The sequence below is a fragment of the Halomonas salipaludis genome (assembly GCF_002286975.1).
Taxonomy (GTDB): domain Bacteria; phylum Pseudomonadota; class Gammaproteobacteria; order Pseudomonadales; family Halomonadaceae; genus Franzmannia; species Franzmannia salipaludis.
Genome location: NZ_NSKB01000002.1, coordinates 710,230 through 723,023 on the forward strand (window position 1 = coordinate 710,230; position 12,794 = coordinate 723,023).

Below are 12,794 nucleotides of genomic sequence, written 5' to 3' on the forward strand. Positions count from 1 at the left end.
GGCATGAGGCTCAGCGCCCGCCGGAGACGTCGATGAAGCTGCCGGTGGTATAGGAGGCCGCGTCGGAGGCCAGCCACAGGATCGCCCGGGCGACCTCCTCGGCCTCGCCGCCGCGCTGCATCGGCACCCCCGGCGCTAGGCGCGCGACGCGCCCCGGCTCACCGCCGCTGGCGTGGATATCGGTGGCGATCAGCCCCGGGCGCACGGCGTTGACGCGGATTCCCTGGGTCGCCACCTCCTTGGCCAGGCCGACGGTGAAGCTGTCGATGGCGCCCTTGGCAGCGGCGTAGTCGACGTACTCGTCGGGCGCCCCCAACCGCGCGGCCATCGACGAGAGGTTGACGATGCCCCCGCCCGGGCCGCCGTGCCGGGTCGACATGCGCCGAATCGCCTCGCGGGCACACAGGAAACTACCGGTGACGTTGACCGCCAGCACCCGCGCCAGGCGTTCGGCGTCCATCGCCTCGACCCGGCACTGCGGTGCCAGGATGCCGGCGTTGTTGACCAGCACCTCGACGCGGCCCAGGGCGTGGTCGACGGTGTCGAACAGCCGCATCACGTCGCGCTCGACGCTGACGTCCGCAGCCACCGCTATCGCTTCGCCGCCATCCCGGGCAATCGCGGCGGCCACTTCATCCGCCGCCTCGCGATTGTCGCGGTAGCTCAGGCACACCCGATAGCCGGCCGCCGCGGCCAGACGCGCGGTGGCCGCGCCGATCCCGCGGCTGCCACCGGTGACGATCATTACCTTGCCCATGGTGCGTTCCTCAGCCCATCACCGGCATGCCGGTGACCAGCACGTGAAGGTGGAAGGCAAACAGGTAGTAGGCCACCAGGCCGATCACCACCGTCAACACGGTGGCAACGGTGCGGCTCTCACGTGCAGCCGGCGGATTGGCGCGGTCGCGCTGCTTGGCGGCGCGGAAGGCGAGGATCGCCCACACCAGGAAGGCGCCGAAGAACACGATATCGCCAAGCCGACCGTTGGCCAGCAGGTGCGCCAGCGCCCAGATCTTCACCGCCAGCATCATCGGGTGACCGAGCTTGGCCTTGATGGCGTTGTGCGGCACGTAGGCGGCCACCAGCATGATGAACGCCGGGACCATCAGCAGCAGCACCAGATGGCGCAGCCCGGTGGGCGGGAACCACACGAAGATCGGATCGAGGCGCATCTGGCCATAGCCCCAGATGGCGATGGCCAGGCCGAGCACCGAGACCGCCGAGTAGGCGAGCTTCCAGGTCGTCTCGCCGAGGCGCTCACACTGCGCCTGACGCCAGTCGTCGGCGAAGATACGCACGGAGTGGCTGCCCAAAAAGATCAGCAGGCCGAGAATCATGATAAACATGTAGGAAATGCTCCAGCAGAGAATGTCAGGTGCGCCAAGCATGCCACAACCCGCCGGCCGGGGCATGACAAGCGTGATCGCGGGCTTGAAGATCGCCATCTGAATCGTTCAACATAGCCGCCTTCAGCGCCGGGCAGCCTGTGCCCCATGCGCTCGCCAAGGACCGGTCATGCTGTACTTCCCCAGCCGTCACCACCGCCAAGTGACCCTCAGCTATTTCCTGCTGTTCATCGGCATCGGCATGACCGGCGGCCTGCTCGGCCCGGCGCTGCCGCACCTGGCAGCGATGACCGACTCGAGCATGAGCCAGATCGCGATGCTGTTCACCGCCCGTGCGTTGGGCAATATGAGCGGTGCCTTCATCACCGGCCTGCTGATGGATCGGCTCAACGGCCATCGGCTGCTGGTCGGCATGCTGCTGCTGACCGTGGCCGGCCTCGCCGTGGCGCCGCTGAGCCCGTCGCTGTGGCTGCTGACCGCGCTGTTCCTGCTGCTGGGCTTCTCCGAGGTGTCGCTCAACGCCGGCGGCAACACCCTGCTGCTGTGGCGCCACCGCGACGCCGCCGGGCCCCACGTCAGCGCCCTGCATTTCTGCTTCGGGCTGGGCAATATGCTGGTGCCGCTGGTCATGGTCGCGGCGCTGGCCATGACGGGACTGTTCCAGTGGGCCTTCTGGGTGGTGGCCGCCTATCTGCTGGCGATGCTGTGGCCGCTGTCGCGACTGAAGAGTCCCAGCAAGCTGGCCGGCGATGAGGACACCACGCCGCGTACCCCCAAGCATCACGACCCGCTGCTGCTGGCGCTGTTTATGCTGCTGTTCGCGCTCTACGTTGGGGCCGAAATCACCTTCGCCGGCTGGATCACCGCCTACGGTGTGCTCACTGGCCTCACCGCCGAGCGCGCCGCGCTGCTGGTCACGCTGTTCTGGCTGGCACTCTCCGCCGGGCGCCTGCTGGCGATCCCGCTGCTGCGCTGGCGCTCGCCGTGGGCGATCCTGATCGGCTGCCTGCTGCTCGGCGGGGGCACGGCGCTGGCGCTGCATGCGGTGTGGCTGCCGCTGTGGCTGGGCTCACTGCTGTTCGGTCTGGCAGCCTCGGCGATCTTCCCCACACTGTTCAGTCTCGGCAACCAGGTGATGGAGATGAGCGGGCGCACCACTGGGCTGATCTTCACCGCCGCCGGCAGCGGCGCGCTGCTGGTGCCATCGCTGACCGGCCCGCTGCTAGACCTGGCCGGCGCCGAGGCCTTCCCGCCACTGCTCGGCGGCATGCTGATACTGCTCGGGCTGGGGCTGGCAGCGCTGCACCTGCGGCTAACGCGCCTGAGCCACCGGACCTCTGCCTAATCCGAGGCACTGCACCGGTTGCGCCCGGCCCGCTTGGCGAGGTAGAGCTGGACGTCGACCTGATCGAGCAGGCTTGCCAGCGAATCGTCGTGGGCGGGAATCCGCGTCGCCACGCCCTGGCTGATGGTGAGGCAGCCCAGGGGTGAGGCGGCATGCGGCAGCTGCAACTTGAATATCTCGCGTCGGCAGCGTTCGGCCAACTGTAGGGCGGCGGGGCCCGGGGTTTCCGGCAGCACCCACATGAACTCCTCGCCACCGAAGCGCGCAAAGCCATCGCGGGGCCGGGTGGCCACGCAGCTCAGTGCATAGGCGATACGCTTGAGTGCCTCGTCGCCGGCCAGATGGCCGTAGTGATCGTTGTACTCCTTGAAATGATCGATATCGATCATGATCAGCGATAGCGGCTGAGTGTTGCGGCGCGTTTCCTCCCAGGCCTGGGTGAGGTAGTCGTCGAGACGACGGCGGTTGGCGACACCGGTCAGGCCGTCCTGATAGGAGTAGGCCTCGAGCTCGCGCTGCAGCCGCACCAATTGCTCTTCATTGGCCTTGCGCTCGCTGATGTCGAACATGAACCCGACCAGCGCCTCCACGTCGCCTTCAGCGTCGCGCACTACATGAACCACATCGCGAATCCACACATAGTCGCCGTCGCGGGTCAGGGCGCGGTAGTCGGCCTCGTGGTCGCTACCCTGGCGGGATTGCGAAACGCAGAAATTGACCACCCAGTCGCGGTCCTCGGGATGCATGCGCGTCGCCCAGTCATCGACGCTGACCCAGCTCTCCGGCGTCCAGCCAAGCAGCGCCTCGATCTGCGGGCCGATATAGGCAAACTGCAGGGTCTTCCAGTCGATCTTCCAGGGGATCGCCTTGGTCGACTCCAGCAGGGTCTTGTAGACGCTGTGATCGAGCTTATCGACCGACGACAGCTCGCCCTCGGGGGGCAGCTGATTCATGGTGGTTACTCCGTGACGCTATGATATTTTTTGGCCCAGACGGTCTCGCTAAGATAGCAGCCGTCGTCGTTAACGAAACCAGCCCCTGCGTTGAAAAAACCATACCAGCGTTACCCCGATGCCGAGCATGACGCCCAGCACCACGAAGTAAGCATAGCGCCAGCCGAGCTCCGGCATATGCTCGAAGTTCATGCCGTAGACACCGGCGATGAAGGTCAGTGGGATGAAGATCGCCGAGATCACCGTCAGCACGCGCATGGTGATGTTGAGCTGGTGGGAGGAGATCGAGATATAACCGTTCACCAGGTCGCCGCAGATGTCGTAGTACATCTGGGTCAGGCTGTGCAGCCGCTCGAAGCGCTCGTAGACGTCGTTGATGGCGTGCAGGGTGTCGCTGTCGTCACGCGGCAGGTGGCGGTAGTCGTAGGCGATCAGTTCCTGGGTAATGCCCTTGTGGTAGTTGAAGATGCGGCGCATCTTCACCAGCCGCGAGCGGTAGGCGGTGATGCGCCGCATCAGCTGGTCGTTGCCGGCCTCGAGGAGTTCGTCCTCGAGGTCGCTGAGCACGCCCTCGAACTCCAGCAGGCTGTCGAGGTAGTAACCCGCCGAGATGTACATCACCTTGAGCGCAACCTGCTGCGGTGAGGCCTGCAGCAGTGGCGTGCCGTGCTCGTCGAACAGCCGCTCGATGCTGCGCGCCTCGCTGGGATGCAGGCTGATCAGGAAGCGCTCGCCGATGAAGAAACACAGCGGCTGGGGCCGGTAGTTGAGCTCGGCGTCGAAGGCGGCGATACCACGGTAGATGATCAGCGTGTGGTGCTCGAACTCCTCGATCTTGGGCGGATGCCGGTCGCGGTGGGCATCGTTGATCGCCAGCGGATGGCAATCGAAGGCCTCGAGCATCTCGCGCTCACAGTCCTGAGATTCGCCCTGCATATCGATCCAGATATGCGCCTCGCCACTGGCCCGCCAGGCGGCAATCAGCTCCTCACCGCCCTGCTGCCAGCGGCCCGTGTCATCGACCATCAGCGTACGGATCATGAGTCGTCGGCATCCTCTGCCAGGTGTACCTGCGCCTTGCCGGCGCGCTCGAGCAGCACTACGAACTGGCAGTTGGCTGCCGTCTACTGCTATGCCATGACTTACTACAGCATAACGGTTAGCGGCAGGCACTGCTTGTCTGCATCGCTCAGCGCCAGGTTTCGGCCTCGTCGACCGACGGCTCAGGAAGGGCCGCTCGGCTGTCGCCAGCGGCGGCGACCCGGAAGCGCCCCACCAGGGCGTGCATGTCGGCAGCCTGCTGGTCGAGCACGTGGCTGGCGCTCGAGGCCTCCTGAACCAGTTGGGCGTTCTGATGGGTGACCTGATCGAGCTGGGCGATGGCCTGGTTGATCTGCTCGATGCCCGCCGACTGCTCGTGGGTGGCACTGGCGATCTCGGTCACATAGCCGCTGACATGCTTGAGGCTGTCGATGATCTCCTGCAGGTGCTCACTGGTGGCGCGCACCAGGCTGGCGCCCTCGCCAACCTTGTTGACGCTGTCGTCGACCAGGCGACGGATCTGTGACGCCTCCTCGGCGCTGCGGCTGGCCAGCTTGCGCACCTCCTGGGCCACCACCGCGAAGCCGCGGCCCTGCTCGCCGGCCCGCGCCGCCTCCACCGAGGCGTTGAGCGCCAGCAGGTTGGTCTGGAAGGCGATGTCGTCAATGGCGGTGATGATGCTGGTGATCTTCTCGCTGGAGTGGCGGATCGCCTGCATCGCGTCGTTGGTGCGGCCGGCCACGTCGCCGGCGGAGTGGGCACGCCGGTCGACCTCCTGGCTGGCGTCCCGCGCCTGGTTGGCGTAGTCGGCGGTCTGCTTGACGGTGGCGGTGATCTGCTCGAGGCTCGAGGCGGTCTCGGCCAGCGACGAGGACTGCTCCTCGGTGCGCTGCGACAGGTCGTCGTTGCCCGAGGCGATCTCACGGCTGCTGGCGGCGATCGCTCCGGCACCGTCGCGGATCTGCGCCACGATGCCCTCGAAGGTATCCATCATGCGGTTGAAGGCCTGGGCGGTGCGGCCGATCTCGTCGTCGCGCTGCAGCGCCAGGCGCAGCGACAGGTCGGCGTTCTCGCCGGCGGCGCCACTGATGCTCTCCATCTGGCGGCGCATCTGCCCGAGCGGGCCCAGCACGCGTACCAGGGTGCGCCAGCCGAAGATCGCCAGCACCAGGATGACTGCCAGGGTCACGCCGATCTGCAGCACGCGCCCGGCGTTGGCCAGCTCTTCGGCCTGGCCGGCGGCCAGGTCGGCCTGGGCCACGCCGTCGGCCTCGAGCTCGCCGAGCGTGGCGCGCATGTCGCCCATGGCCGTGGCCACGTCCTCCAGGGCCTGTGCCTGGCCCTGGCGCAGATCGAGCTGCTCATGGCGCAGCGCATAGACCGACTGGTTGCCACTCACCATCAGGCCATCCAGCTCGTCGATGATCTCGGTCAGCGCCGCGGCGCGCTCGCTCTGCTCGGTGCTGGCACGCGTCGACCCGGCGATGGCGCCCAACGACTGGCGCGCCAGGTTGAGCTGCTGGGCGATCTCGTTGTAGCGCAGGTTGACCAGCCGGTCGCTGCTCTCGACCTGCATCAGCTGGCGGCCGAGGTCAGCCAGCAGCGCCACCGCGGTGCGTACGGTACTGCTGGTTTCGGCGATATTGCCGCCATCGTCGAGCAGGCCCTCGACCAGGGAGGTGGGCAGCGTGGTCATGCCCTCCTCGAGCCAGGCCTCGACCCGCGCGCGCTGGTCACGCCGCGCGCGAACGTCGGCCAGGGTGGCGCGGCCGGCCATGTCCTCGGCGCTGATCATGACCTCGACGATACGCTGCTGCATCGCGGCGATGCGCTCGTCCATGGTGGCCGCCAGGGCCAGGTCCTCGCGGCGCACCTCGTCGAGGGCGTTGTCCGCCTCGAGTAGCGCCGCATAGCCGGCATCGAGCCTGGCCAAGCGCTCGCGCTGGGCGGCATCGTCACGCTCGCTCAGCCCCTCACGCGCCGCCAGGAAGCGCTCGTCGAGCGTCGCCTGGGGGATGACCTCGGCCAGCGTCGCCTCGTCGGCGGCGGCCAGCAGGTCGGCATGGCGCGCACCGAAGGCTGCCATGCTGTCGACCATGCCACGGCTCGCCTCCTGCTGGGGCAGCACCTCGCCGAGAATGAAGCGCTGCGAGTCGACCAGCCGCTGGTTCGACATCAAGCCGGTAGCGGCCAGCACCACCGCACCGAGGACCGCGGCCAGGAACAGTCCGATCAGCATCGCGCGCAGACTGAGAGTACGTTTCATGTCGTGCCCCTTGGAAATTGGTAACGGCCCCGCCCGTGCGGCAGGGGGTCAGCGTGCGAGGGTGGACCAGTCCACCGCCTCGAAGCCGCCATTGCGGATGATGGTCGGCCATACCGCATCGCTGGCCTGGTGGTCGCCGCGCCCCAGGCGCAGCGGCTCGCCGAGGCCGAGGTCGACCTCGCCGAGCCCCAGCAGCGCATCGACCAGCGCCTCGCGGTCCGGCTCGGGGCCGGCCGCCTCCAATCCTTTGACGAACAGGGCCGCGGCCAGATACCCCTCCAGCGAGATGAAGTCGGGGCTGGCACCGTTGGCATGGGTCTCGAGCGCCTCGCGGTAGGCCGCCACGCCGGGCAGGTCGGCATCCAGCGGCGGCACCACCTGGGTGATGATCACGTCTTCGGCCAGCTCGCCGAGCTCATCGACCAGCGCCTGGCTGCCGACGAAGGAGACGTTGAGGAACAGTGCCTCGGGGAGGTCCTGGCGCGCTTCGCGAATGAAGTCGGCGACCGGCCCGTAGGTGCCCACCATGATGATCGCGCGGGGCGTCACCGGCGCCTGCAGAATGGTCGCCAGCGCCTGGTGAACGTTACGAGTATTGCGCGTGAAACGGCCGTGCGCGAGCTCTCGCGCGGCCTCGAAGCCATGGGACTCCAGGGCGCGCACGCCACCGATATAGCCAGCGTCGCCGAAGCCGTCGTTCTGGGTGAAGAAGGCGATCTCTTGCGGGGCGATGCCCGCCTCGAGCAAGCCGTCAACCATTGCCGCGGTCTCCTGCACATAGCTGGCGCGGTAGTTGATGACGTGGCGGTCGGGCGGATCGCGGCGTAGCACACCAGCGCCAGTGAAGGCGCCATAGAGCAGCGTCTGGTACTCGTTATGCAACGGAATGGTGACGATGGCGGTGGGCGTGCCGACGTTGCCGATCGCCGCTAGTACCTCGTCCTCCTCGATCAGCCGGCGGGTCTCGGGTGCGGCACGCAGTGGCTCGTAGCGGTCGTCGCGGGCCAACAGGGTGAGTTCGGCGCCGTGCACGCCACCCGCGGCGTTGACCTCGGCAAAGTGCGCCTCGATGCCCTGGCGCATGCCGTTGCCGAGCGAGGCGGCGGGGCCGCTGAGCGGCGCCACCAGACCGAACTTGAGCTCAGCCTGGGCGTGTGGAGCCAGCAGCCACAGGGCTCCCAGCAGCAATGCAATTCGACGTCGCATGGACCGACTCCCGGATATCGTTCGACAGGGTGCAGCCACCGGACTTGGCGGTGGCCATCTACAACGAATATCGGCCGCCATGCGACAAAGTTTAGCGAATGCTGCAATGCATCGGGAGCGTTTTCACCCAAGCTTAGTGCTGGAGGACATAATGGCCGTACGCGACGCTTACTCCTCCAGCGCCCGCGGCGGGTCGAGGTAGTCGCCAATGAACATCAAGGCGCTGGGCAAGCTGGTGCGCCATACCCGCCAGGTGTGGCCGCCGCGCAGGATCTCGAGCAGCAGCTGCTCGGGCTGGTGATCGACCAGCTCGCGGTAGATACGCCGTGCATGTTGCTCGGCGTCCAGGGGGTCTCGATTACCCGCACTGAGGTAGAGCGGCACGACCTGCGGCTGCGCCAGGTAGTCGTCGAGGTGGGCGGTATAGTTGAGCTGAGACCACAGCACCGGATCGAAGCGCCCCTCGTCGTCGAGGAAGGCCGGATGGCGACGCGCCGAGGAGTTGCCCGGCGGCATCGGGCTGTAGCTGGCCGGGCTCAGTGCAGCGGCGGCGGCAAACAGATCGGGGCGCTCCATGATGAAGTTCAGCGTGCCGTAGCCTCCCGCCGACAGACCACCGATGGCGCGCCCCTGGCGATGCTCGTGCACGTGCCAGGTGGCCTCGATATGCGGCATCAGGTCCTCGAAGAAGGCCGTGCGAGCCGCCTCGTTATGGCCATCCACCCACCAGCTGAGGCTGCCGGGCATGACGATCACCGCCGGCGGAATGCGGCCCTGTTGGATCAGGTAGTCGGCCACCGCGCGCAGGTTGCCGCTGGCGGTCCAGTCGCGGTCGCTGCCGAACGAGCCGTGCAGCAGATAGATCACCGGATAGCGCTGGTTGGACACCGCATAGCCGTCGGGCAGGTAGATGGTGTAGGGATAGTCGCGCCCCAGGGTCTCCGAAGCAAAGCGCTGGTGGCTCACCTGTCCCGCCAGTGCCGGGGTAGCGATCAACAGCGCCATCATTCCAAGCAGCATCCCACGCAGCGTTAGCTCCATATCCAGACGTCTCCCTATCCACACAAGCAACCAGCCTTGAAACAAAAGAGCCATGAAATGAAAAGGATAATTGTCTGCCAAGGAATTACTTGGCCTCGCTGCGGTCGGACATCACGCCACGCGAGGTCGTTCAACGGCTAACGATTATCATCGAAGGGGTTGGGGCGCCATGAAACGCATCGAGGAAATCTACTGGCTACGCTTCTATGGGTGCCTGGCCGTTTTCTGCTTTCATTTCCTCGATCGCCTCAACCAGCGCTACGACAACCTCTACATCGACCTGGCGCGCATCCCCACCGTACTCGGCACGCCGGTGTTCATCTTCATCTCCATCTTCCTGTTCTCGGCGCGCTACGGCAGTCGTGTTCCCGAAGGTTTCCTGGCCAACCGCATCAAGTACGTGATGGTGCCCTATGTGGTCTACGGGCTGATCTACTCCACCACCAACTACCTGAGCGTGACCGCCGACGGCGGCGAGCTGGGCTTCGTCGACAACTTCGTCGAGTACATGGTCTACGCCGGCTGGCACGGCTACTTCCTGATCATCGCCATGCAGTTCTACGTCTTCTACTGGGTCTATACCCGCTACGACCTGGGCCGCTACCTGCCCGCCGCCCCCTGGCTGGTGCTGGGCAGCCTGATCAGCGCCGGCTACTGGGGCGTGACCCGCTGGTTCGAGGTATCCCCCCCGGGCTACTTGCACTGGATCGTCCCGGTGGGCTGGGTCTACCTGTTCTTCCTGGCACTGGTGCTGGTCCGCCACTATCCCTATCTGGAACGCGTCAGCGCACTGCGCCAACTGGCCAATCCGTGGTGGCTGGCCGGCTGGGTGGCGGTGATCGTGGCGTTGACCTTCGCCGGCCAGCTCGAGTACTCCTCCAAGGAGAGCTGGGTGATCCCCTTCTTCATCCTGTTCACGCTGTGGCTGATGCGCTATCTCAAGGACCGCCCGGCGCCGGTGCTGGTCAAGAAGGTCAATGAGTACTCATTCGGCATCTATCTGGCCCACCCGCTGTTTTTCGCCGTGGTCGACTTCGTCGACCGCTACGTGCACTTCTCGCTGCCACTCTATGCGGCACTGCTGCTGGTCATCGGCATGGCCGGGTCGATCTGGCTCAACGCGCTGGTCAATCGCCTCAGCTGGGGCGGTATGATGTTTGGCAAGCGCCTGGCGATCCGCTAGCCGACAAGACCCGCCACTCTGCGCTAGGCTATTGGCAGTTAAGCAGTTTCGATAATAACAGGAGCCCTAGATAGATGAGCAGGCCAATCTCACAGATCGTGGTGCCGGTGGACGGTTCACGGGCCACCCTGGCGGCGGTACGCCACGCCGCCCAGCTGGCACGGCTGTGGCAGGCGCCGCTGCAGCTGCTGCACGTGCAGCCGCTGTACCCCGCCGAGCTCAGCGATATTCCCGCCAACCGGCTCGACGAGGTCGACTACGACCATGAGGTAATTCAGGGCTCGGTGACCCGCGCCTTCGCCCAGGCGCGCCAGGCGCTGGGCAGTGACCTGGGCGTGGAAGTGGAAGAAGTGACCCTGCGCGAACACGACTTCGTACGCCACCTGGCCCGGGAGATCATCGACCACACCAGCGAGATTCCCGACAGCATGCTGGTGATGGGCGCCCAGGGGCTCGATCGGCTCGGCAAGCTGCTGCGCGGCAACCTCAGCAATGCGGTGATTCACAAGGCGCGCTGCCCGGTGTGCGTGGTGCACGACCAGATGTCGATCGACGACGCCGAGCATATCGACCGTATCCTGCTGCCGGTGGACGGCTCATCGCACAGCGCCGCCGCCGCCGAGCTGGCCGCCGGCCTGGCGATCTCCGGCAAGCTGCCGGTGGAGCTGATGTACTGCGTGCCGCGCGACCCCGATGACCCGGCCACGCCGACGCGCCAGCGCGACACCGAGCGCCGCGAGTGCGACTGGATCTTCTCACATGCCAAGAAGCATCTGGCCGGGGTCGAGTCGCCGATCATCGAGCAGTGCCTGATCGGCCGCGCGCCGGCGGAAGCGATTCTCGACCACGCTCGCCAGGCCGACGGCAAGCCGCTGCTGATCATGGGCCGACGCGGCATGAGCCAGTGGCGCGAGCAGCTGCTCGGCGGGGTCAGTCACAAGGTGATCGACCGCTCGCCGTGCCCAATCATCGTGGTCACCCGCTGAGTACTAGGCGGTCGAGGCTTCGTAGGCGTGCTTGAGGCGGTAGAACTCGTCGACGATGGCATCCATGGCGCTGGCGTCGTAGTCGCGCAGGCCGCTGACCACCAGCTTCTTGGAGCCGTGGCCGATGGTCTCCCTGGCGCTGGTCATGTCGAATTCGAGCAGCACATCGCCGCGCTTGCCGGTCACCTCGAACGACGAGCCGGCCAGCTCCAGGCCAGGTTCCACGGCATCCAGGCGAGTCAGCGAGAAGCCCATGCTGTCGTAGATCACCAGCGGACGCTGGGGATTGAACATCACCCCCTGGGCCTCCATCAGCGGCTTCAGGTAGTGCGGGAAGTTCTTGCCGGAAAACGCCACATAGCGCCGCGCAAAGGCCTCGACCACCGACTCGTCGCGGGTCGACTCACCGCGCCGTTCGACCTCGAGATAGACCTTGCCGGCATCGTCGGTGACGCGAATACGGCCATCGTCGTGCTCCAGGAAATCCAGCGCCACGTCGGCCCCGACCATGCTCAGGAAGCGGAAGTTCATGTGCTGCGACAGACCGAAACGCATCAGCACCAGCGAGAACAGCAGGTCGCCGGGCACGCAGAAGCGCCGCGCATCGGGATTATGGATCGGGTTGTAATCCCCCGCCACGCGTTTGGCGAAGTGACTGGCCTGATCCGCGGAGATACCGATGCGGCCATCCCTGACCGAATGAAAATCATCGAGAAACATGCGTTATGTGCCTGCGCATAAGTGGTGTATCAAGGGATGATGCCATATTCCATACGGCAAAGGAGGCGGCAGGTTGACCCATAGTGTCATACGTTGTCTAGCGGCGAGCGCGTTTCGGCACGTCGCTGACGCCTTTTCTGCCACTCTCCAAGCGCTGCGGCAGCGCTGATGGTATGGCGTTCGTCTACGCCGGTGCGGCGCGTCGCCAAGGCCCTGCTGCTGGCACTGCTCTGCCTGTGGCTGGTGTATCTGGCGCTGGCCAACACCCTGCTCAACAGCGAGCGGCTGCGCGCCGCCCTGCTCGAGGAACCGCTGGCGCGTGCCGAACTCGACCTGCGCTGGGAGCGCGCCTGGAGCTGGTACCCCGGCCAGCTCAGTGCCGCCCGCCTGGAACTGGTTCAGCAGGCGCCGCGCTGGCTAGGCCTCGACGTCGAGCAGGTCAGCCTCCAGGTGGCGCTGCGCCCGCTGCTCGACGGGCGCATTGAGATCGAGCGGCTCGACGCCCGGCGCATCCATGAGGTCGCCGTGGGCCGGCTGCGCATCGCCGGTAGCGGCAGGCTGAGTCTCAGCGAACTGGCCTGGCAGCAGCGCGAACTCTCCATCCAGGGCCTGGCGCTGCACCTCGACGACGGCCGGGTCACCCGCGATGCGGTGACCCTGGTCGAGGACATCCAGCTCGACACACGCCTGGCGCTTGCGCCCTTCGA

Annotated in this window: 11 protein-coding genes; 3 read left to right on the forward strand and 8 right to left on the reverse strand. The window is 66.3% G+C overall.

The annotated features are described in order from the left end of the window. Positions 1–10: 10 nt before the first annotated feature. Positions 11–757, reverse strand: coding sequence for an SDR family oxidoreductase (locus CK498_RS07230; protein WP_095620158.1), 747 nt, complete (start codon positions 755–757; stop codon positions 11–13). A gap of 10 nt (positions 758–767) precedes the next feature. Beyond that, on the reverse strand, positions 768–1,346 hold the full coding sequence (locus CK498_RS07235) for an NnrU family protein (RefSeq protein ID WP_095620159.1): 579 nt from the start codon (positions 1,344–1,346) through the stop codon (positions 768–770). Positions 1,347–1,515: 169 nt separating this feature from the next. Here CK498_RS07235 and CK498_RS07240 point away from each other — a divergent pair, with 169 nt between their 5' ends. Further along, positions 1,516–2,691 carry an MFS transporter gene (locus tag CK498_RS07240; protein WP_095620160.1) on the forward strand — a complete coding sequence of 392 codons (1,176 nt, stop codon included), beginning with the start codon at positions 1,516–1,518 and terminating at the stop codon, positions 2,689–2,691. On the opposite strand, the gene CK498_RS07245 is transcribed toward CK498_RS07240, so the two are convergent. The 5 genes from CK498_RS07245 to CK498_RS07265 form a co-directional block, all read right to left on the reverse strand. Then, complete coding sequence (locus CK498_RS07245) at positions 2,688–3,644, reverse strand: sensor domain-containing diguanylate cyclase (RefSeq protein WP_095620161.1); 957 nt, start codon at positions 3,642–3,644, stop codon at positions 2,688–2,690. The genes CK498_RS07240 and CK498_RS07245 overlap by 4 nt on opposite strands. A gap of 69 nt (positions 3,645–3,713) precedes the next feature. Further along, positions 3,714–4,685 carry a magnesium transporter CorA family protein gene (locus CK498_RS07250; protein ID WP_095620162.1) on the reverse strand — a complete coding sequence of 324 codons (972 nt, stop codon included), beginning with the start codon at positions 4,683–4,685 and terminating at the stop codon, positions 3,714–3,716. A 148-nt stretch (positions 4,686–4,833) separates the two neighbouring features. Beyond that, positions 4,834–6,951 (reverse strand): methyl-accepting chemotaxis protein, encoded by a 2,118-nt coding sequence (locus CK498_RS07255; protein ID WP_095620163.1) that lies wholly within the window; start codon positions 6,949–6,951, stop codon positions 4,834–4,836. A 48-nt stretch (positions 6,952–6,999) separates the two neighbouring features. Beyond that, positions 7,000–8,157 carry an ABC transporter substrate-binding protein gene (locus CK498_RS07260; protein WP_095620164.1) on the reverse strand — a complete coding sequence of 386 codons (1,158 nt, stop codon included), beginning with the start codon at positions 8,155–8,157 and terminating at the stop codon, positions 7,000–7,002. A gap of 168 nt (positions 8,158–8,325) precedes the next feature. Then, positions 8,326–9,198, reverse strand: coding sequence for an alpha/beta hydrolase (locus CK498_RS07265; protein ID WP_095620165.1), 873 nt, complete (start codon positions 9,196–9,198; stop codon positions 8,326–8,328). Between the two features lie 169 nt (positions 9,199–9,367). On the opposite strand from CK498_RS07265, the gene CK498_RS07270 reads away from it, so the two are divergent. Then, a complete protein-coding gene (locus tag CK498_RS07270) occupies positions 9,368–10,381 on the forward strand; it encodes an acyltransferase family protein (protein ID WP_095620166.1) in 1,014 nt (337 codons plus the stop codon). A 74-nt stretch (positions 10,382–10,455) separates the two neighbouring features. Further along, entirely contained in the window at positions 10,456–11,367 is a 912-nt protein-coding gene (locus tag CK498_RS07275; RefSeq protein WP_095620167.1) for a universal stress protein, read from the forward strand. A gap of 3 nt (positions 11,368–11,370) precedes the next feature. Here CK498_RS07275 and CK498_RS07280 read toward each other — a convergent pair whose 3' ends face one another. After that, positions 11,371–12,087, reverse strand: a complete 717-nt coding sequence (locus CK498_RS07280) for a DUF3581 family protein (RefSeq protein WP_095620168.1) — start codon at positions 12,085–12,087, stop codon at positions 11,371–11,373. Between the last annotated feature and the right edge of the window lie 707 nt (positions 12,088–12,794).